Raw genomic sequence first — 19,633 nt, 5'->3', positions numbered from 1 at the left:
GTGCCCCGCTTCAGCATCATCGTCCCCGTCTTCAAGGTGCAGGGCTTTCTGCGCGAGTGCCTCGACTCGGTCCTGGAGCAGTCGTTCACGGACATCGAGGTGATCGCCGTGAACGACTGCTCGCCGGACGGCTGCGGCGCGATCCTCGACGCGTACGCGGCCCGCGACCCGCGCGTGCGAGTGCTGCACCTGCCGGAGAACGTGGGACTCGGCCGGGCCCGCAACGCCGGAATGCCGTACGCCACCGGGGACTTCCTCTTCTTCCTCGACAGCGACGACACGCTCACGCCCGGCGCCCTGCGCGCGATGGCCGACCGGCTCGCGGAGACCTCCGACCCGGATGTGCTCGTCTTCGACTACGCGCGCACCTACTGGTGGGGCGGCACCCGCAGGAACGTGCTCGCGCGGGTGCTCGCGGAGGCCATCGACGGCACCTTCACCGTGGCCGAACACCCGGAGATCCTTGAGCTGTTGATGGTCGTGTGGAACAAGGTGTACCGCCGCGACTTCGTCCAGCGGCACGGCTTCGCGTTCCCGCCGGGCTACTACGAGGACACGCCCTGGACGTTCCCCGTGATGCTCAGCGCGCAGCGGATCGCCACGCTCGACCGGATCTGCCTGAACTACCGGCAGCGCCGCCAGGGCAACATTCTGTCCACCACCAGCCGTAAGCACTTCGACGTCCACGAGCAGTACGAGCGGGTCTTCGCGTTCGTCGACTCCCGTCCGGAGCTGGCGAGTTGGCGCCCGTACCTGCACCGCAAGATGGGCGAGCACTGCCTCGACATCCTCTCCAAGCCGGACCGGCTGCCCGTCGGCGACAAGGCCGAGTTCTTCCGCCGCACCGCCGAGCTCTTCCGGAAGCACCGGCCGGAGGGTCCCGTGCCCGCCGAACTGCGGGTCCTGACAGGCAGTTACGCCGGATACCGCGCCCTGCGGCAGACGGCCCGGGTCGGCAAGGGGCTCGGGGAGCGGCAGGAGCAGGCGCGCAGGGCGGTCGCCGGGCGGATCAAGCGGGGCTGGTCGAAGCTCGACGAACGCCGGGCGCTGGACCCGGACTTGGCGATGTACTCGGCGTTCTCGCACCGCGGCGTGCTCGGTGATCCCGCGGCCGTGTACGCCAAGGCGCGTGAACTCGCCCCGCACATCCGCGGAGTGTGGGTGGTGCGCGAGGAGCAGGTGCCGCTGCTGCCGCCCGGCGTCGAGCACGTCACCCCGGACTCGCCGCGCTACCGCCAGGTCACCGCCCGGGCCACGTACTTCGTCAACAACGTCAACTGGCCCGGCTCCCTGGTCAAGCGCCCCGGCAGCGTGCACATCCACACCCACCAGGGCACCCCGCTGAAGTACATGGGCGCCGACCTGCTGGACAAGCCGGGCGCACGGCAGGGCTTCGACGTGCCGCAGATGCTGCGCCGCGCCGACCGCTGGGACCACAGCCTGGTCGCCAACCGCCACTCGGAACTGGTCTGGGACCGCGCCTACCCCTGCCACTTCACCTCGCTGCGCACCGGCAGTCCGCGCAACGACGTCCTGGTGCGCGCCACTTCGGACGACGGGCTCGCGGTCCGCGCCCGGCTGGGCATCCCGGCCGGTCACCGGGTGGTGCTGTACGCGCCGACGCGCCGTGACTACATCCGCGGCGGCCACATCGACCGCGTCGACCTCGCCCGGTTCGCCGAGGACCTGGGCGAGGGCACCATCCTCGTCGTACGGCTGCATCCCTCGCTCGCGGACGGGCCGGCGCGCGGTCTCGGCCTGGCCGATCTGCACCGGCGGGGGGTCGTGGTGGACGCGACGGACGAGCCGCGCGTCGAGGATCTGATGCTCGCCTCCGACGTCCTGGTCACGGACTACTCGGCCCTCATGTTCGACTACGCCAACCTGGACCGGCCGATCGTGATCCACGCCGACGACTGGGGTGCGTACGCGGCGAGCCGTGGTGCCTACTTCGACATCACCGCCGACGCGCCCGGTCATGTGTCCCACTCCTACCGGGAGTTGGCGTGGCTGTTCGCGTCCGGGGCCTGGCAGGACGCGGAGTCGGCGCGGTCGCGGGCCGGATTCCGCGAGCGGTTCTGCGCGTTCGACGACGGGCGGGCCGCCGAGCGGGTGGTGCGCACGCTGATGCTCGGCGAGCGCGTCGAGGAGCCGGTCTCCGTCCCGGCGCCCACCCGGCCCGCCGCTCACGACCTCCTCGCCTCCTCGTGAAGCCATTCCGCATGAACCCGCTCCGCATGAACCCGCTCCTCGTGAAATCGCTCCTCGCGAAGCCGACCCTCGTGAAGCCCCGTTCCTGGGTCCTCCTCCTGGCCGCCGTCTTCGCCGTCCTCCAACTCGCCAACGTCACCGGCCGGGACACCCCCGACACCAAGAACTACCTCTCGTACGCGCTGAGTCTGCGCGGCGACAGCAAGCAGGACGCCGCCACCGCCACCATCGACTACGCCTGCGCCGGGAAGGCGTCCATCGCACGCCGCAACCAGAGCGTCGACGTGGTGCGCTTCCACGCGCCGAGCCCGACCCGGCGGGTCTTCGTGGAGTGCCGGGGCTACGAGCACTGGGTGGTCGCGAAACGGCTGCGCGCCGGGCAGACGGGCGGGCACACCGTGCCGTTCATGCCGCCCCGCTTCATGCGGATCTTCGAGGTGCGGCCCGGCTATCCGGTGTTCCTGGTGCCGTTCATCACGGTGCTGGGGGTGACGTGGGGGCTGTGGGCCGCGGGCGTGGCCGTCACGGTCGTGGGCGGCGTCCTCGCGTTCCTGGTCCTGCGCACCCTGCGGGCGTCCCTGCCGCCGGCCCTGACCGGCCAGGCGCTCTTCTACGTCCTGCCGTGCGGGACGACCGCCATGCGGCCGATGACCGAGGGCCTGCTGCTGACGCTGACCCTGGCGGCGTTGTGGGGCTGCGCGCTGGCGCTGGAGGGCCGCACGCGGGCCGGAACGGCGCTGGTCGGCGGGTCGCTGCTCGCGCTCTTCACCGTCAAGCACTCACAGTCGCTGTTCCTCGGGGTGTGCCTGGCGGGGGCGTGCGCCGCGATCGGTGTCCGGCGTGGGGTGCGCGCCGGACTCGTACGACACGAGGGCCCCCTGAAGACGGCCGGGCAGCTGTGGCAGGCGCTCGGGCGGCCGCTGCGGTCCCTCGCGGTGGCGGCGTCCTGCGCGGCCGTGGGCACGGTTCTCGTGGCCGAGGTGCTGCACTACCCGTCCGAGTCGGAGAGCCTCCAGGACCTGCTCACCAACCACTTCGCCCGCCCCGACCGCACCCGCCTGTGGCCGGAGTTCCTCCACCTGGAGTTCGACTTCTGGGTGGAGTGGCTGCGCCGCCGGCTCTGGGACCCGCTGTTCCTGACGGCCGTACTGGCGTCCGCCTGGGGGGCGATCCGGCACCGCCCGGCCTTCGGCGTCCTCCTGCTGGGGGCCGCGTTCACCGGGGTCCTCAACCAGGCCGGGCACCCCGACATCAACATCTACGGGGACCGGCTGATCGTGCTGGTGTGGCTGCTGCCGGTGGTCGGGCTGCCGCTGCTGCTGGGGCATGCCGTACACCCGTGGTCCCGGACGTCGGGCACGGTGCCGGCCCCGCTGCGCAGGGACACCACGGTCGCCCGATGAGGTGACACCCGGCCATGTCGTCGCCGTCGGCGGGAATATACGACGAATGCCTCGAACCGCCGCGTCCCGTCGCCCCGCCCCCTCCCTCCGGTGAGCGTCGGCCTCGTCGTGCGGCGGGCCGTGCGCGGCGCGACTGCGCTGCGCGGTGGCCGGACCTGGCACCCGACGCCGTACCAGGTCTTCGGCTTTCTGTTCTTCCTGGTGATGACGCTGGCGTACTGGCGCGTGCCGCTGTGCTGCGACGCCGGGCAGCACGCCGCGGTCGTCGAACGGCTCAGGGCGAACCTGCTCCATCCGGCCCATCCGACGGCGGACCTGCCGGGTGCGGGCAGCGCGTACTACTCGCCGTACGCCGTCGCGGAGGGCGCCTTCGCCCGGCTGACGGGGCTGACGGGCTGGGCGTTGGTGCGGCTCGCCGGGCCGCTGAACCTGCTGGTGCTGCTGACCGGCCTGGGCTGCCTCGTGCGCGTGCTGACGCCCCGCCCGTGGGCGCCGGTCCTCGCGCTGTTCGCGGTGACGCTCCTGTCGGGCGCCGAGCGGGCCGGGTGGAGCGGCTCCCTCGGGCTGATGGCCCTGACCGGCAACCTCGGCTATCCGTCGACGTGCGCAATCGGTCTGACCTTCTGGGCCTGGGCGCTGACGGGATCGCGGGCGCGCGGCGCGGGGCTGGTGCGGTACGTCGGGCCGAGCGGGCTGCGCAGTGTGGCCGGGTACGCGGGGCTCGGGGCGCTGTACGGGCTGATCCTGCTGATCGACCCGGTCACGGCCGTCGCGGCGGTGCTCGGCGCGGTGGCGTTCGTCGCGGGGTGGCAGCGGGAGTGGCGGGCGGCCGTGACGGGCCGGTGGGCGCTGGCCGGTGCCGTGGCGCTGCTCGTCGCCGCCTGCTGGCCGTACTTCGACGCGTTCGCACCGCCGGCGGGCGACGGCGGGCGGCCCTACGCCTACCAGGGGATGCCCGGGCACGTCTGGCCCGCGCTGGTCGGGCTGCCGGCGCTGTGGGCGCGGGCCCGTCGTGCACGGCGCGATCCGCTGGTGCTGCTGTGCGCGCTGCAGTGCCTGGCGCCGGCGTACGGCTGGGCCTGCGGGCAGGGAGCGTACGGCGGCATCCTGGGGCTGACTCTGGTGGCACCGCAGCTCGCGCTCGCCGTGGAGTTTGCTGCGCCCCGGCCGTGGAGTGCGCCGCGACGGGCGCTGGGCTGGGTGACCGCGGCCGTCGTGTGCGCCGGATTCCTCACGGTGCACGCGGGGGCGGTCGTGCCGCGCGCGCTCGATCCGGTCGGCTTCGGGCAGCCGCCGCGCCGGCCGACGTACGACTGGGCCGCGCGGTACATCAGGCCGGGCGAGGCGGTCGTCGCCGACGGGTACGACGCCGTGCGCCTGATCCCGGGTTACGGCGCGGACCTCGCGGCGCCCGTCCTGCCCGACCGCGCCCTGGACGAGGGCGAGCGGCTGCGACGGCTCGCGGCGGTCCGTGCCTACCTCGACCCGGCGTCCACCCGCGCCCTGCGCACCACCGTCGCCCGCCGGTACCACGTCCGCTGGCTGCTGTTGACGCGCCGGCGGCGGGTGCCCGAGGAGGCGACGGTGGTGGCGTGGAGTCGCGAGACCGGCGAGGTGCTGGCGCGGGTCGGCGACAGCGGGCGCACTACTCGATGACGAGCTCGACCGGGATGTTGCCGCGGGTCGCGTTGGAGTAGGGGCAGACCTGGTGGGCCTGGTCGACGAGCTTGCGGCCCGTCTCGGCGTCGACGGACTCGGGCAGCTCCACACGCAGCGTGACGGCCAGGGCGAAGCCCACGCCCTCCTTGTGGAGGCTGACCTCACCGGTGACCGCGGCGTCGCTGACGTCGACCTTCGCGGCGCGGCCGACGACACCCAGGGCGCTGGCGAAACAGGCGGCGTAACCGGCGGCGAACAGCTGCTCCGGGTTGGTGCCCTGACCGCTGCCGCCGAGCTCCGCCGGCGGTGCCAGCTCGACGTCGAGCTTGCTGTCGGAGCTGTACGCACGGCCGTCACGGCCGTGGGTGGCGGTGGCGACGGCGGTGTAGAGCGCGCTCATGGAAACCATCCCTCTCAAGTCAAGATCCTGTCGGGGCGGCCTGTCCGGACCGCCTCACGAACACAATTAGAGCACGCAATTCAGTTGTGCACAACTAAATGGCGTACCAGGTCTATCCTGGAGGCATGACCGCCACACCCCTCCCGCCCACCGAGGCACCGTCGGCCGAGGACTACCTGCGCCTCGACCAGCAGATCTGCTTCTCCCTGAACGCCGCGTCGCGCGCCTTCAACGGCGTCTACCGCGTCGTCCTCAAGGACCTCGGGCTCACCTATCCCCAGTACCTGGTGATGCTGGTGCTGTGGGAGCACGGCGAGCTGCCCGTCAAGAAGCTGGGCGAGCACCTGCGGCTCGACTCCGGAACGCTGTCACCGCTGCTCAAGCGGCTGGAGACGGCCGGTCTGGTCCGCCGCGAGCGCAGCGCCCACGACGAGCGCTCCGTGCACGTCCACCTCACCGACGAGGGCACGGCGCTGCGTGAACGCGCCCTGCTCGTCCCGCGCCGGATCGCCGCCGCGACAAGCCTGAAGCTCACCGAGATCGAGGAACTGCGGACCCGCCTCGACCGGCTGACCTCGGCGCTGGACTCGGCGGAGCTGGACCCCTCCGCGCCGGAGGACGCGCCGGGCTGCGGTTAGGGCAGCTCCGGGCCGAGGGAGTCGGTGGGTGGGCGGCGTACGAACAGACGCAGCGTCGCGCCCCTGCGGGCGATCTCCTCGCGGGGCACGAACTCCTCGTCGACCACGGCGAGTTTGACCCGCTCGGCGGGGTCCCGGGGATACCAGGCCGGCCGCAGCGCGAACCGCTCGGTGACCACCCACACATGGTCGAGCCGTGCGAGCCGCCGCCGCAGCTCCCGCGGCCCCGCCTCGACGCCGTAGAGCGTCCCGGACTGCGCCGCCGGCACCGCGAGCGCGACGTCCCGCACCCCGCGGAACGCCTCGGGGTACGCCAACGCCGAGCGTCGCCCGATCGACGGCAGGAACAGGACGGGCTCCCCGGGCCGCAGCGTGCGCGCGGCGACGGCGGGGAGCGCCGCGAGGTTGTCGGGGCGGCCCTCGGGGGCGCGGTCCTCGCGCAGGAGGGGGAGCTGCCAGGCGAGGACGAGGGCGACGGCCAGGACGCCGACGGCAGGGGCGAGGGGGGCGGCGAGCCGTCCGGGCGACCGCTCCGCGTCCCGCGGCCCGCACGCCTTCCACAGCCGGGCGGCGGCGCCCGCCAGCCGGTCGGCGCCCGCGGCAGCGAGCAGCGGCGCCCCCGCCAGGGCGTACAGCACGTACCGCTCGTCGTACAGCGGCACGACACGGGACACGGCGAAGAGCGCCGCGGGCGGGAGCATCATCAGCGGCAGGGCGACCGCCGCGAGGGACGGTGTTCCCGGCCGCCGTTCGCGGGACGGGCGCAGCGCCACGGCGATGAGCACCAGGTACGGCACGACGACGGGCTCGGCGGGTCCCGTGAACTCCCGCAGCAGATGCTCCGCGCTGCCCGCCCCCGGCACCGCCAGCCACGCGACCTGCGCCGACTGCGCGTGCGAGACGAGGGCCAGCGGCAGCAGGGCCAGGAGCGCGGCGCCGGCGGCGCAGGCCCATCCGCGCCACACCCGCCAAGGCACCCGCGCCGTCGCCAGGGTCGCCGCGTGCGCGAGGAGCAGCACCACCGCGAGTTCGTGCAGCAGACATGTGACGGCGACGGCTCCGGCGTACGCCCCCCAGCGCGCGGGGCGCGGCGACCGGAGGGTCTCCACCAGGAGCAGCGTCGCCCCTACCGCACCGGCCGCGACCAGCGCGTACGACCGTCCTTCCTGCGCGTAGTACCCGCCGAGCGGCGTCACGGCGTACAGCAGGCCCGCCCACAGCCCGACCCGCGGGCGGCCCAGGCGTACGCCGAGGGCGGCCACGAAACCCGCGGTCGCGGCGGCCCCGCAGACCGAGGGGAGGCGGAGGGCGATCTCGCTCGGGTGCGGGGCGAGTGCGGCGTGCATGAGCAGGTAGTAGAGGCCGTGGACGGCGTCCACGTTGTGCAGCAGGTGCCAGATCTGCGGCACGGAGCGCCGTGCGACCTGGAAGGTGACCGCCTCGTCGCGCCACATGCCGCCGCGGTCGAGGCCCCAGAGGCCGACGCCGAGCATGACGAGCACGGGCACGCAGACGGCGACGAGCGAGGGCAGACGCGCGGCCGCGGAGGCAGCTGCGGGTGCGGCCGTGGCCTCCGGGAGCGTGACATCCGACCGCCGGGCCCGCGTGATCCCCATGAGACTCATCACGGGCCCGATTTTGTGCGATGAGAAAACCTTTGAAGGGTATTGACAGCGTATCGTCCGTTATTCCCCATCCGTGCGGCTTACGATGCGGCGTTGATGAGAGCTTCGACGATCACTTCCGCGCCGCCCGCACTCCCCGCCCCTTCCTCCACCGCCGCTGCACGCAGCCCGCTGCTCCCCCTCACCAGCCTGGCCGTCGGCTGGCTCGCCACCCGCGGCGCGATGCTGTGGCTGCTCGCCCACGACAGCCTCGCCCGGCTCGGCGGCGGCGGGGTGTCGCACGAGGTGAACCGGCTGTACTTCCGCTGGTACGGCGTCCTGTCGCACGGCTCCTATCCGGTGGACGACCGGATGTGGCAGTACCCGCCGGGCGCCGGACCGGTGCTGCTCTCGCCCGCGCTGCTGCCGGGGCTGACGTACTTCCAGGCGTTCGTGGCGCTCACGCTCGTGGCGGACGGTGCGATCGCGATCGCGCTGGCGCGCGCGGGCACCCGCCCCCGGGACGGGAGGCACCCCCAGGCGCGCACGCTCCACGGCGCGCTCCTGTGGGTCGCCGCGCTCCCCCTGCTCCTGCACATCCCGCTGGCCCGCTACGACGTCCAGGTCACCGCCTTCGCCGTCATCTCCCTGTTGATGTCGGCGCGCTCCACGCGCGCGTGCGGCGCGTTCGCGGCGCTGGGCGCCCTGGTGAAGGTCTGGCCGGCACTCGCACTGCTGGGCACGCCGAGAGGGCGTACGACACGGGAGGCGTGGACGTCGGCGGCGGTCACGGCGGCCGCGCTGCTCGTCGCGCTGGCCACGCTGTTCAGCAACCCGTTCGACTTCCTGCGCCAACAGGGCGGCCGGGGCGTGCAGATCGAGTCGCTCGGCGGCACGGCACTGGCCTTCGCCCGGCACGCCGGCTGGCAGGGCACCGTGCGCTACCGGTACGGCGCCATGGAGTTCGTCGGCCCGTACGTCTCGACGGTCGCGGCCGTCTCCCTCACCCTCACCCTCGCCGCCTTCGCGCTCCTGCTGCTGTGGCGGATGCGCGCACGGCGCTGGACGCCCGCGACCCCGTACGACGCCGCACTCGCCGCCGTGCTCCTGTTCACCGTGACGAGCCGGGTGATCAGCCCCCAGTACATGGTGTGGCTGCTCGGTCTGTCCGCCGTGTGCCTGACCTCGCGGCACACCACACAGCGCCCGGTGGCGGCGCTGGTGGTGGCGGCGACGGCGGTCAGCTCCGTGGCGTATCCCGTGCTGTACGGGGAGGTCATGGCCTGCACCTGGACGGGCTGCCTGCTGATGTTCGTCCGCAACGGCCTGCTGGCGTCGGCGGCGGTCCTGGCCTTCGCCCGCCTCTGGCGTTCGGGCCGCGCACCTGCCGCGGGACGCCCGGATGGTGAGGAATGACCGACAGCGCGCGTCGCGCCCCCGCCCGCCTGCTTCACTGATACGCGACCGCCGCAGGCGCGCACGCAGAGACACCGAGAGGGGATCGCCCGACATGACCACCTGGCTGATCACAGGGGGCGCCGGATACATCGGCGCACACGTCGTCCGGGCGATGCGCGAGGCGGGCGAACAGGCCGTGGTCTACGACGACTTGTCCACGGGCATCGCCGAACGGGTCCCCGACGGCGTCCCGCTGGTCGTCGGTTCCACCCTCGACGGCGAGCTGCTGGCCCGGGCCCTGAAGGAGCACGCGGTCACCGGCGTCGTACACCTGGCGGCGAAGAAGCAGGTCGGCGAGTCCGTGGACCTTCCCCTGCACTACTACCGCGAGAACGTGGAGGGCCTGCGGGTGCTGCTGTCCGCCGTGACGGACGCCGGGGTTCCCTCCTTCGTGTTCTCCTCCTCAGCGGCGGTGTACGGGATGCCGGACGTGGATCCGGTGACGGAGGAGACGCCGTGCGCGCCGATGAGCCCGTACGGCGAGACAAAGCTCGTGGGTGAGTGGCTGGTGCGTGCCACGGGCCGGGCGACGGGCCTGTCCACGGCGTCCCTGCGCTACTTCAACGTGGCGGGGGCTGCCGCGCCCGAGCTGGCGGACACCGGCGTCTTCAACCTCGTCCCGATGGTCTTCGAGAAGCTCACCGACGGTGCGGCGCCGCGTGTCTTCGGCGACGACTACGCCACCACCGACGGCACCTGCGTCCGCGACTACATCCACGTGGTGGACCTGGCGGAGGCCCATGTCGCCGCCGCCCGGCGCCTGTCCGCCGCCCCGGGCACGGACATGACCCTCAACATCGGCCGCGGCGAAGGCGTTTCGGTCCGCGAGATGATCGACCGGATCAACGCGATCACCGGCTACGACCTGCCCCCGACGATCACCGCCCGCCGCCCGGGCGACCCGGCCCGGGTCGTCGCCTCGGCCGACCGCATCGCGGCAGAGCTGGGCTGGACGGCGAAGCACGACGTCGAGGACATGATCACGTCGGCCTGGGAGGGCTGGGTGCGGCTGCACCCGGAGGCGGCCCGCGCCTGACTGGCCGTCAGCTATGCGCCTACTGCCACCGGTTCGGGGAACGTGACACCGGTCAGTTCCTCCGAGGCCGTCCACAGGCGCAGCGCCGACACCGGGTCGCTGGCCGCGGCGGAGCGGCCGACAAGGGCCGGGGCGCCGCGCATCTCGCCGAAGCCGTCGGGTCCGACGTAGCTCGCGCCGGGGAGGTCCTGGACGGCGGCGTAGAGCGTGGGCAGGGCGCCCGCCTTGTTGTCCTGGGCGATGAACCGGTTGCCCACCTTCATGAGGACGCGGCGCAGCGCGCTGGCGTCGTGGCCCTGGAGGCCGGTGGAGGCCCAGCCGGGGTGCGCGGCCAGGGCGCGTACGGACGAGCCCGCCTCGGCGAGGCGGCTCTGCAGCTCCAGGGTGAACAGCAGGTTGGCCAGCTTGGACTGGCTGTACGCGGTGATCGGCGCGTACTCGCCGGTGAGGTTCAGGTTGGCGAAGTTGATGCGCGGGCTGCCCGGCATCTTGTGCGCGCCGGACGACACGGTGACCACGCGGTCGGTGATGTGCGGCAGCAGCAGGTTGGTCAGGGCGAAGTGCCCGAGGTGGTTGGTGCCGAACTGCGTCTCGAAGCCGTCCTTGGTGCTCGACTCCGGGACGTTCATGACGCCGGCGTTGTTGACGAGCAGGTCCAGGCGGCCCTGCCAGCCGGCGGCGAACTCGCGCACGGAGGCGAGGTCGGCGAGGTCCAGGCGGCGCACTTCGACGCTGCCCTTGACGGTGGCCGCGGCCGCCTCGCCGCGCCCCACGTCCCGTACGGCGAGCACCACATGGGCGCCCGCGCCGGCCAGCGCCTCGACGGTGGCGATGCCGAGTCCGCTGTTGGCGCCCGTGACGACGGCCGTGCGGCCGGTCTGGTCGGGGATGTCGCTCGCGTTCCACTTCCGGTTGTCTGCCATGCCCGCCAATGTAGGCGTCGCCAACAATGCTGTCAATGCCAACAATGATGTCGGCGCCAACAATGTAGACGGTGACTGCATGACCGATACACTCACGTCATGCAGACTCGTCGCTACCACCACGGAGACCTGCGCGCCGCGCTACTGACCCGCGCCGAGGAGACCCTCCGCGAGAAGGGCCCGGCCGAGCTGTCCCTGCGCGAGCTGGCCCGCGACCTCGGTGTCAGCCACGCCGCGCCGAGCCGTCACTTCAAGGACAAGCAGGCCCTGCTGGACGGGCTGGCCCTGCTCGGCTTCGACCGGCTCGGAGCGACCCTGGGCGCCTCTCAGGAGGGGGTGGGCAGCGCGTTCGCCGACCGGATCGACGCCTTCGCCCGCGCCTACGTCGGCTTCGCCGGCGACAACGCCGAGCTGCTGGACCTCATGTACTCGATCAAGCACGACCCGTCGGCGTCCGAAGACCTCGTCAATGCCTCCCAGCAGCTGGGCATCCTGGCCCTCGCCGTGATCACCGAGGGTCAGCGCGCCGGCGAGGTGCGCGAAGGATCGGTGGAGAGCATCGCCACCCCGATCTTCAGCACCCTCCACGGCTTCGCCAGCCTCGCCGTCAGCGGCTCCCTCCCCGAAGGGGCGGTCGAGTCCGGCCTGAACGACATCACCGCCTACGTCCTGCGCGGCTGCGCCCCGGACGCACGCGGATGAGCACGCCGGATGCCTCCACGGGAGCGATCCTGGGCTCCGCCGTGGGCGACGCCCTCGGCGCACCCTTCGAGTTCGGACCCGAAGGGGCGTTCAGTGCACGCTTCCCGGCGGCGGGACACGGCGGCGAGATGTGCGGAGGCGGCGGCTGGGATCCCGGCGAGGCCACCGACGACACACAGATGGCCGTCCTGGTGGGCGAGTCGCTCCTCGAGTGCGGTGAGCTCCGGCTCCCGGATGTCTTCCGGCGGTTCCAGCGATGGGCGGCGTCGGACCCCAAGGACATCGGTCTGCAGACCGAGGCGGTCCTCGGCAGCGGCGACCCCTGGGACCTCGCCGCCTCCCTGCATTTCCAGGCCGGCCAACGGGCGGCGGGGAACGGGGCGTTGATGCGGGCCGCCACCTCCGCCGTGCACTTCGCGCGGGACGGGCGGGAGGCCACCATGGAGGCCGGGCGCCGCATCGCCGCCCTCACGCACGGAGACCGGGCCGCCTGGGAGGGTACGGCCGTCTTCCACGAGCTGGTCCGCGTCGCGCTGGACGGCGCCGACCCGCTCGCCGCGCTGCCCGAGACGCTCGCGCTCGTCCACCCCGACCACCGCGAGCGGTACGGCGTGGTCCTCGCCCCGGACTGGCACCCCGACCTCGCCACCGAGTTCAACGGCGCCGTCTGGCCGTGCCTGGGCTCCGCCGTCTGGGCCCTGCGGACCACCTCCTCCTACGAGGACGCCGTACGCGCGGCCGTCGACCTCGGCGGCGACACGGACACCGTCGCCGCCGTGACGGGCGGCCTGGCGGGAGCCGTGTACGGGGCGGGCGCCATCCCCCGGCGGTGGACCGAGCCGCTGCACGTGCCGCTGCCGGGATTCGGCGACCGGGTGCTGAGGGCGGCGGAACTGACGGAGCTGGCGCGCAGGTTGGCCGGCTGAGGATTCGGCGGCGCCTGCGATCGTTTTCGTGTTTTGGGGAGAAAACTCCACCGCGCGAGCGGCCCGCGGGCGGCATGGTTGATCCCGGAAGGTCCACCGCACCCCGCTCGGAAGGAAACGCCGCTCATGAGGCCGCTGCTCTGGTTCGTGTTCCTCGTCGCCCTCGGCGCCAACATCGCGAGCAGTAACACGTTCGACGGTACGCAGGAGGTCCTGGCCAGCGTCGCCACCGGCAGCGTCTCGCTCGCGGCCGGCCTCGGTCTGCTCGCGACCCGCCGCCGCCCGGGCGCCTGAGCCCCGGAGGCCTACAGCGCCTTGAGCGCCGCCGCCGTGGCCCGTGCCAGGCTCGGCAGGTATCCCTTCGGCGGCTTCGGTGCGCGCACGACCACCGAACGCCAGTACAGCGGCCCGGAGATGACGTCGAGCGCGAGGTCCGCGTCGATGTCCTCGCGGACCTCGCCGCGCGCGGCCGCGGCCGCCACGATCCCGCTCGCGACCCCCTGCTGCCCCTCGCGCAGCGCCTTCTGCATGGCCTCGGCGATCTCCGGGTTGCGAGCCGCCTCGGCCTGCAGGTCCGGAATGATCTGGCCGGCCACGGGGTGACGCAGGGCGCGTGACATGACCTCGTAGAGCAGCCGCAGGTCCCCTTCGAGGGACCCCGTGTCCGGCGCGGGCAGGCCCTGCACCGCCACCGCCGAGACCAGATCCAGCACCAGGTGCAGCTTGGACCGCCAGCGGCGGTACACCGCCGTCTTGCCGACGCCCGCGCGGCGCGCGATGCCCTCGATGGACATGCGCGCGTACCCGACAGCCGCGAGTTCCTCGAAGACCGCGGCCTGGATGGCCTCGGTCACATCCTCCCGGAGCACGGCCGCCCCCGCGGGGGCCCTGCGGCGCGGCCGCGTCGGGGCGGAGTCGGCGTTGGTCGTCATACGGACCAGCATAGGGCGTTACGACGAAACGGTTGCGTTCCGACGTGGAAACGCCCTACTCTCACGTTGCGACGATACGGTCCCGTCCCGACGTAAGAAGACGGCAAGGACGACGTAAGAAACGTCCCAGGGCGGACCGCGCACCCCACACCCCCCGAGCGAAAGCAGCGGATGTGAGCCAGGTCCTCGACACACCGCCCCCCGCGACCGCGACACCCCCGACGGCCGAGACCGCCGAAGCACTCGCCGCCCGTTACGGCCTGGCCGTCAGCGGCGCCCGCCCGACCCTGCCCGCGTACGTCCGCCAGCTGTGGGCGCGGCGCCACTTCATCACCGCCTTCGCCACCGCCAAGCTCACCGCCCAGTACAGCCAGGCGAAGCTCGGCCAGGTCTGGCAGGTGATGACCCCCCTGCTGAACGCGGCGGTCTACTACTTCATCTTCGGCGTGCTGATGAACACCAAGCGCCATGTGGCGGACTTCGTGCCGTTCCTGGTCACCGGCGTCTTCATCTGGACGTTCACGCAGAGCTCGATCATGACGGGCACCCGGGCCATCGCCGGCAACCTGGGCCTGGTGCGCGCGCTGCACTTCCCGCGCGCCGCGCTGCCCGTCTCCTTCGCCCTCCAGCAGCTCCAGCAGCTGCTGTTCTCGATGGCCGCGCTCGTCGTGATCCTGCTCTGCTTCGGCGTTCCGCTCAGCGCCTCCTGGCTGCTCGCGGTGCCCGTCCTGGTGCTGCAGTTCGTCTTCAACGCGGGCGTCGCGATGATCGTGGCCCGGCTCGGCGCCAAGACACCGGACATCGCGCAGCTGATGCCGTTCGTGCTGCGCACCTGGATGTACGTGTCCGGCGTCATGTGGAGCCTCGACAAGATGCTGGCCGGCCGCTCCCCTCTCCTGAAGGACGCGCTGCAGTGCAACCCGGCCGTCGTCTACATCGACCTGATGCGGTACGCCCTGATCGACAGCTTCCACTCCAGCCAGTTGCCGCCCCACGTGTGGGCGCTGGCGACGGGCTGGGCGCTGCTCGCCGGCGTCGGCGGTTTCATCTACTTCTGGAAGGCTGAGGAGACGTACGGCCGTGGCTGACATCAACAAGGGCATCGACGAGAGCGCCGACAGGGCCGTCGACGAAGGCATGAGCGGCGACTTCACCCCGGGCGCGTCCCCGGGCCCCACCGACGCGAAGATCCCCACCGTCATCGCCGCCGGCGTCGACATCGTCTACCGCGTCAACGGCACGGGCGCGGGCCGCGGCAGCGCCACCGCCGCGCTCAACCGCATGCTGCGCCGCAGGCAGACCGAGCAGGCCTCGGGCGTCCGCAAGGTGCACGCCGTGCGGAACGTGTCCTTCACCGCGTACCGCGGCGAGGCCATCGGTCTGATCGGCACCAACGGCTCCGGAAAGTCGACCCTCCTCAAGGCGGTCGCCGGACTGCTCCCCGTCGAGAACGGCAAGATCTACACCGACGGCCAGCCCTCCCTGCTCGGCGTCAACGCGGCCCTGATGAACGACCTGACCGGCGAGCGGAACGTCTTCCTCGGCGGCCTCGCCATGGGCATGTCCCGCGAGCAGATCAAGGAGCGCTACGAGGACATCGTCGACTTCTCCGGCATCAACGAGAAGGGCGACTTCATCACGCTGCCCATGCGGACGTACTCCTCCGGCATGGCGGCCCGGCTGCGCTTCTCCATCGCCGCTGCCAAGGACCACGACGTCCTGATGATCGACGAGGCCCTCGCCACCGGCGACCGCTCCTTCCAGAAGCGCTCCGAGGCCCGCATCCGCGAACTGCGCAAGCACGCGGGCACGGTCTTCCTGGTCAGCCACAACAACAAGTCGATCCGCGACACCTGCGACCGCGTCCTGTGGCTGGAGCGCGGCGAACTGCGCATGGACGGCCCCACGGAGGACGTCCTCAAGGAGTACGAGGCGTTCACCGGCGGAAGCGACAAGCCGGCGAAGAGCGCGAAGCCGGCCCCGAAGGCAGTGGCCGTCGCCTGAGGCGTGCCAGGGACGGCGGCCGTCGCCCGGACCCGTCAGGGGCGGCGGCCGTCGTGCTGGAACACCCACGTCCGGTAGACCAGGAAGCGGAACGCCGAGGCGAGGACGATGGAGACGGCCTTGGCGATGTTCGAGCCGTACGGGCCGTCCATGCCCAGGCCGTGGTAACCGGCGTAGAAGAGCACGGTCTCCATCGCGACGCCGAGGCCGCTGAAGACGAAGAACAGCACGATCTGGCGGCGGGTTCGCGAGGCCCGGTCGCGGTAGGCGAAGAAGCGGAAGCCGACGTAGTTGGTGGCCATGGCGACGCAGCTGGCGAGCACCGTGGCGGGCGTCGGCCACCACTTCAGGCCGTGCAGCAGAAGGTTGAAGACGAGGAAGTTGACCGCGACTCCGCTGCCGCCGACGACGCCGAACCTCGCGACTTCGAGGACGAGCCGACGCGCCCGCGCCAGGCCCCCGGGGCGGGCGGCGGCGGGCGGGTCCGCAGGCGGGTCTGCGGGCGGGGCGCTCTCGGGGACACGGCGGCCGGTGGCGGCCCGCCCCTCGGAGAGGTTCACAGTCACGGGTCCGAGCCTCCACACGATCCGTCTGACAATCGGGCCAACCTTAGCTGAAATATCCCTTTTAGCAGTAAAAGGTAAGTTCCGAGCTTGAATTCCCCAAGGCGCGAACAAGAGAATCAGGCAGGCCGAAGGGGCCGAAGAGACGGGGGGCCGAGCCATGCAGAGCGCGCTGCCGAAGCCGTTGCGGCCGGAGGATCCACGGGAGATCGCCGGGTACCCGCTGCGCGCCCGGATCGGCGAGGGCGGCATGGGCACCGTCTACCTCTCGCACACCCGCGGCGGCCAGCCGGTCGCCCTGAAACTGGTGCGCCGCGAGTACGCGGACAGCCCCGAGTTCCGGGAGCGCTTCGCCCGTGAGGTGGCCGCCACCCGCCGGGTCTCCGGCTACCACCTGGTCCCCGTCGTCGACCACGACGCCTCCGGCGAACGGCCCTGGCTCGCCACCCGGTACGTCCCGGGCGTGCCCCTCGACGAGGCCCTGCGGGCGCACGGCCCGCTCCCGGTCCCCGCCGTGCTGCAACTGCTCGCCTGCACCGCGTACGCGCTCGACTCCGTCCACACGGCCGGAGTGATCCACCGCGACATGAAGCCGGGCAACCTGCTGCTCGCGGCGGACGGCCCCTGGCTGCTCGACTTCGGCATCGCGCGGGCCGCCGGTGCCGCGACGCTCACCACCGCGGGCCGGCTGGTGGGCACCCCGCGCTACATGTCCCCCGAGCACGCCCTCGGGCGCCCGGTGACCTCCGCGGCCGACGTCTTCGCGCTCGGACTGCTCGCCGCCGAGGCCTCCACCGGACAGCATCCCTTCGGCCGCGGCAACGGCCTCGCGATCGCCGCGCGCATCGCGGGCACCGAACAGCAGCCACCCGCCCTCGACGGCATGCAGCGCCCCCTCCTCGACGTCGTACGCCGCTGCCTGGCCGCCGATCCGGCCGCCCGGCCCTCCGCCGCCGAACTCGCCGAGCACTGCGCGGGCGCCGCCCGCCGGGACGTACGGGACTTCACCGGCTGGCTGCCCGGCCCGGTCGCGACGCACGTGAACACCATCGAGGCCTCGCTGCGCACCCTCGACCTCGCCGAGGCCCCGACCGTGCGGGCCGTGCCGCCGACGGCCCCGCTGACCGTGCGGGACGCGGAGTGGCAGCGGCGGGTGCGCCGGGAACCGTAGCGGACGGGTGAAGCGGGGAACCGAACGCGCCCACGGGATGTCGTAGGCGGCGTATAAGCTCTGAGCGCTCAAGTGTCAGGAGCGGCACAGGAGTCAGGCAGCGCACGGGGGAGGCTCCCATCACTACCAGCACAGGCGACATCCTCAGTCCCCTGGGGCCGCAGGACCCGAGAGAGACCGCCGGGTACCACCTGCTGGCGCGGATCGGCGAGGGCGGTATGGGCACCGTCTACCTCTCGCGCACCCGCGGCGGGCAGCCGGTCGCCCTGAAGGTGATCCGCCGCGAGTACGGCCAGGATCACGACTTCCGGCGCCGTTTCGAGCAGGAGGTGCAGGCGGCCCGCCGTGTGCAGGGCTACCACATCGTGCCGGTCGTCGACCATGACACGAGCGGTGAACTGCCCTGGCTGGCCTCGGCGTTCATCCCCGGCATCCCGCTGCACGACGCGCTGACGCAGTTCGGCCCGCTGCCGCCCGCCGCCGTCTTCCAACTGGTCGGCACCACGGCCCGCGCGCTCTCCGCGATCCATGCGGCGGGGGTCGTCCACCGCGACCTCAAGCCCAGCAACATCCTGCTGGGCGCGGGCGGCCCGTACGTCATCGACTTCGGCATCGCCCGCGCCGCCGACGCCACCCAGCTCACCCAGTCCGGCGGTCTGATCGGCACCCCGCAGTACATGTCGCCCGAGCACGCCCTCGGCGAGCGGGTCGGACCGGCGACGGACGTGTTCTCGCTCGGCCTGATCGCCGCCGTCGCGGCCACCGGACGCCACCCCTACGGCGACGGCGGCGCCATCACCATCGCCGCACAGATCGCCAACACCGCGCACCGGCCTCCTCAACTGGCCTCGTACGACCCCGCGTTGCGGTCCCTGCTCGAACGCTGTCTCACCGCGGATCCCGCCGAGCGCATCGGCACCGAGGAACTCGCCGCGCTGTGCCAGGAGTTGGCCGGCCGCGGGCTGAGCGACTTCCAGGGCTGGCTGCCCGCCCCGCTCGGCGCGGAGATCGCCCGCCGTGAGCAGGTCGCCCAGAACCCGCCCCCGCCGACGGCTCCGCAGATGCCGGCCGCGCCTCCGGCCGCACCCCCGGCCGCACCCCCGACGGCGCCTCCGACGGCACCTCCGGCCGGGCCCCCGACCGCGCCCCCGACTCCGGTCGCCGGCTTCGGACCCGCCCCGGCCTACGACTCCCGGACCTACAACCTCTCCCCTGCGCCGGCTCCCACGGCGACATCGGCCGCACCAAAGCGCCGCCGGGGCGCCCGTATGGCGGTCATCGCGACCGTCGTCGTCCTCGCCGTCGCGGCGGGCGCGGGCACGGCGGTGTGGATACTGGGCAAGGACAAGGACAAGGACAGCAAGGCGAACGGCTCCAAGGGCTCGGCAGGTCAGGCGAGTTCGTCTCCGAGCCCGTCCAGGGAGCAGCAGGCGGGCGGCAGTTCACCGACGCCTTCGGGCTCCTCGGGCTCGTCGAGCCAGGCGACCGCGAACGCCACGTACAGCAAGCTCTTCGAAGGCAAGGCGCTGACGCTGCGCGCACCCGCGGGAGGGCTCGACTCGACGTACGTCGATCTCGACGCGCCGAAGGTCGACCCGACCAACTACATGGACAGCGACACCGCCGACTTCTCCGCCGACAACTCCCAGCTCACGTTCACCCGCCCCATGGGCAAGGCGTCGGGCACCACGCCCCAGGAATGCCGGGCGGGGGCCGAGCAGAATCCGTACACCGAGACGCTGAGCGCCCAGTCCATCAACAAGGAGAAGGCGATCGCCGAGGGCGACCACCTCTGCATGGTCACCGGCGACGGCAACCTCGCCATGTGGACGATCACGTCGGTCGACCGTCCGGCGGACTCCGACTACCTGCCCAACTTCTCGGGCACCGTCACCGTCTGGAACATCGCGAACTGAGAACGCAAGGACGCCAGGACGGGGGCGCCCCGAGCCGTGATCGGCCCGGGGCGCCCCCGTCGGCGTAGCAGCTGCGAAGGCCGGAGA

18 protein-coding genes are annotated in these 19,633 nt (G+C 72.6%); 13 read left to right on the top strand and 5 right to left on the bottom strand.

Annotated elements, in window-relative coordinates; all coding sequences use genetic code 11:
* From ACN6LB_RS32295 to ACN6LB_RS32285, 3 genes are all read left to right on the top strand, one after another.
* Positions 1-2,211 carry a bifunctional glycosyltransferase/CDP-glycerol:glycerophosphate glycerophosphotransferase gene (locus ACN6LB_RS32295; RefSeq protein ID WP_445028933.1) on the top strand — a complete coding sequence of 737 codons (2,211 nt, stop codon included), beginning with the start codon at positions 1-3 and terminating at the stop codon, positions 2,209-2,211.
* Positions 2,212-2,282: 71 nt separating this feature from the next.
* Positions 2,283-3,614, top strand: coding sequence for a hypothetical protein (locus ACN6LB_RS32290; protein ID WP_445028941.1), 1,332 nt, complete (start codon positions 2,283-2,285; stop codon positions 3,612-3,614).
* 90 nt (positions 3,615-3,704) lie between these two features.
* Positions 3,705-5,270 (top strand): hypothetical protein, encoded by a 1,566-nt coding sequence (locus tag ACN6LB_RS32285; RefSeq protein ID WP_445028932.1) that lies wholly within the window; start codon positions 3,705-3,707, stop codon positions 5,268-5,270.
* Here the strand turns inward: ACN6LB_RS32285 and ACN6LB_RS32280 are convergent.
* Positions 5,260-5,673, bottom strand: a complete 414-nt coding sequence (locus ACN6LB_RS32280; protein WP_356137782.1) for an organic hydroperoxide resistance protein — start codon at positions 5,671-5,673, stop codon at positions 5,260-5,262. The genes ACN6LB_RS32285 and ACN6LB_RS32280 overlap by 11 nt on opposite strands.
* A 125-nt stretch (positions 5,674-5,798) precedes the next feature.
* Between ACN6LB_RS32280 and ACN6LB_RS32275 the strand changes: the two genes are divergently transcribed.
* The gene (locus ACN6LB_RS32275; protein WP_445028931.1) at positions 5,799-6,311 is read left to right on the top strand and encodes a MarR family winged helix-turn-helix transcriptional regulator; all 513 of its coding nucleotides are present in this window, start codon (positions 5,799-5,801) and stop codon (positions 6,309-6,311) included.
* Here the strand turns inward: ACN6LB_RS32275 and ACN6LB_RS32270 are convergent.
* Positions 6,308-7,927, bottom strand: a complete 1,620-nt coding sequence (locus tag ACN6LB_RS32270) for a glycosyltransferase family 39 protein (protein ID WP_445028930.1) — start codon at positions 7,925-7,927, stop codon at positions 6,308-6,310. The genes ACN6LB_RS32275 and ACN6LB_RS32270 overlap by 4 nt on opposite strands.
* 105 nt (positions 7,928-8,032) lie before the next feature.
* Here ACN6LB_RS32270 and ACN6LB_RS32265 point away from each other — a divergent pair, with 105 nt between their 5' ends.
* On the top strand, positions 8,033-9,331 hold the full coding sequence (locus ACN6LB_RS32265; RefSeq protein WP_445028929.1) for a glycosyltransferase 87 family protein: 1,299 nt from the start codon (positions 8,033-8,035) through the stop codon (positions 9,329-9,331).
* 94 nt (positions 9,332-9,425) lie between these two features.
* Positions 9,426-10,409, top strand: a complete 984-nt coding sequence (galE, locus tag ACN6LB_RS32260) for a UDP-glucose 4-epimerase GalE (RefSeq protein ID WP_445028928.1) — start codon at positions 9,426-9,428, stop codon at positions 10,407-10,409.
* 11 nt (positions 10,410-10,420) lie between these two features.
* Here galE and ACN6LB_RS32255 read toward each other — a convergent pair whose 3' ends face one another.
* Complete coding sequence (locus ACN6LB_RS32255; RefSeq protein WP_445028927.1) at positions 10,421-11,332, bottom strand: oxidoreductase; 912 nt, start codon at positions 11,330-11,332, stop codon at positions 10,421-10,423.
* A gap of 99 nt (positions 11,333-11,431) precedes the next feature.
* Between ACN6LB_RS32255 and ACN6LB_RS32250 the strand changes: the two genes are divergently transcribed.
* The 3 genes from ACN6LB_RS32250 to ACN6LB_RS32240 all read left to right on the top strand — a co-directional run bounded on the left by ACN6LB_RS32250 (position 11,432) and on the right by ACN6LB_RS32240 (position 13,254).
* Positions 11,432-12,034 carry a TetR/AcrR family transcriptional regulator gene (locus ACN6LB_RS32250; RefSeq protein WP_445028926.1) on the top strand — a complete coding sequence of 201 codons (603 nt, stop codon included), beginning with the start codon at positions 11,432-11,434 and terminating at the stop codon, positions 12,032-12,034.
* Positions 12,031-12,960, top strand: coding sequence for an ADP-ribosylglycohydrolase family protein (locus ACN6LB_RS32245; protein ID WP_445028925.1), 930 nt, complete (start codon positions 12,031-12,033; stop codon positions 12,958-12,960). Before ACN6LB_RS32250 ends, ACN6LB_RS32245 begins: the two co-directional genes overlap by 4 nt.
* Positions 12,961-13,086: 126 nt before the next feature.
* Positions 13,087-13,254: a hypothetical protein gene (locus ACN6LB_RS32240; RefSeq protein ID WP_356137768.1), complete on the top strand. Its 168-nt coding sequence runs from the start codon at positions 13,087-13,089 to the stop codon at positions 13,252-13,254.
* 11 nt (positions 13,255-13,265) lie between these two features.
* On the opposite strand, the gene ACN6LB_RS32235 is transcribed toward ACN6LB_RS32240, so the two are convergent.
* The gene (locus tag ACN6LB_RS32235; protein WP_356137766.1) at positions 13,266-13,892 is read right to left on the bottom strand and encodes a TetR/AcrR family transcriptional regulator; all 627 of its coding nucleotides are present in this window, start codon (positions 13,890-13,892) and stop codon (positions 13,266-13,268) included.
* 173 nt (positions 13,893-14,065) lie between these two features.
* Between ACN6LB_RS32235 and ACN6LB_RS32230 the strand changes: the two genes are divergently transcribed.
* Together ACN6LB_RS32230 and ACN6LB_RS32225 are read left to right on the top strand one after the other, a co-directional pair.
* Complete coding sequence (locus tag ACN6LB_RS32230; RefSeq protein WP_445028924.1) at positions 14,066-14,980, top strand: ABC transporter permease; 915 nt, start codon at positions 14,066-14,068, stop codon at positions 14,978-14,980.
* 49 nt (positions 14,981-15,029) lie between these two features.
* Positions 15,030-15,896 (top strand): ABC transporter ATP-binding protein, encoded by an 867-nt coding sequence (locus ACN6LB_RS32225; protein WP_445028940.1) that lies wholly within the window; start codon positions 15,030-15,032, stop codon positions 15,894-15,896.
* 35 nt (positions 15,897-15,931) lie between these two features.
* On the opposite strand, the gene ACN6LB_RS32220 is transcribed toward ACN6LB_RS32225, so the two are convergent.
* Positions 15,932-16,462 (bottom strand): GtrA family protein, encoded by a 531-nt coding sequence (locus ACN6LB_RS32220; protein WP_445028923.1) that lies wholly within the window; start codon positions 16,460-16,462, stop codon positions 15,932-15,934.
* Between the two features lie 157 nt (positions 16,463-16,619).
* Between ACN6LB_RS32220 and ACN6LB_RS32215 the strand changes: the two genes are divergently transcribed.
* A complete protein-coding gene (locus tag ACN6LB_RS32215; protein WP_445028922.1) occupies positions 16,620-17,630 on the top strand; it encodes a serine/threonine-protein kinase in 1,011 nt (336 codons plus the stop codon).
* Between the two features lie 194 nt (positions 17,631-17,824).
* Positions 17,825-19,546, top strand: coding sequence for a serine/threonine-protein kinase (locus ACN6LB_RS32210; RefSeq protein WP_445028939.1), 1,722 nt, complete (start codon positions 17,825-17,827; stop codon positions 19,544-19,546).
* Positions 19,547-19,633: the final 87 nt, after the last annotated feature.

This window comes from Streptomyces sp. SAS_270, assembly GCF_052543295.1.
This window is presented reverse-complemented; position numbering and strand designations above follow the sequence as displayed.

Bases quoted from the DNA above. Each gene is read 5' to 3' on its own strand.
- ACN6LB_RS32280 (WP_356137782.1), bottom strand. From the start codon at position 5,673: ATGAGCGCGCTCTACACCGCCGTCGCCACCGCCACCCACGGCCGTGAC.
- ACN6LB_RS32275 (WP_445028931.1), top strand. From the start codon at position 5,799: ATGACCGCCACACCCCTCCCGCCCACCGAGGCACCGTCGGCCGAGGAC.
- ACN6LB_RS32270 (WP_445028930.1), bottom strand. From the start codon at position 7,927: ATGGGGATCACGCGGGCCCGGCGGTCGGATGTCACGCTCCCGGAGGCC.
- ACN6LB_RS32265 (WP_445028929.1), top strand. From the start codon at position 8,033: ATGAGAGCTTCGACGATCACTTCCGCGCCGCCCGCACTCCCCGCCCCT.
- galE (WP_445028928.1), top strand. From the start codon at position 9,426: ATGACCACCTGGCTGATCACAGGGGGCGCCGGATACATCGGCGCACAC.
- ACN6LB_RS32255 (WP_445028927.1), bottom strand. From the start codon at position 11,332: ATGGCAGACAACCGGAAGTGGAACGCGAGCGACATCCCCGACCAGACC.
- ACN6LB_RS32250 (WP_445028926.1), top strand. From the start codon at position 11,432: ATGCAGACTCGTCGCTACCACCACGGAGACCTGCGCGCCGCGCTACTG.
- ACN6LB_RS32245 (WP_445028925.1), top strand. From the start codon at position 12,031: ATGAGCACGCCGGATGCCTCCACGGGAGCGATCCTGGGCTCCGCCGTG.
- ACN6LB_RS32240 (WP_356137768.1), top strand. From the start codon at position 13,087: ATGAGGCCGCTGCTCTGGTTCGTGTTCCTCGTCGCCCTCGGCGCCAAC.
- ACN6LB_RS32235 (WP_356137766.1), bottom strand. From the start codon at position 13,892: ATGACGACCAACGCCGACTCCGCCCCGACGCGGCCGCGCCGCAGGGCC.
- ACN6LB_RS32225 (WP_445028940.1), top strand. From the start codon at position 15,030: ATGAGCGGCGACTTCACCCCGGGCGCGTCCCCGGGCCCCACCGACGCG.
- ACN6LB_RS32215 (WP_445028922.1), top strand. From the start codon at position 16,620: ATGCAGAGCGCGCTGCCGAAGCCGTTGCGGCCGGAGGATCCACGGGAG.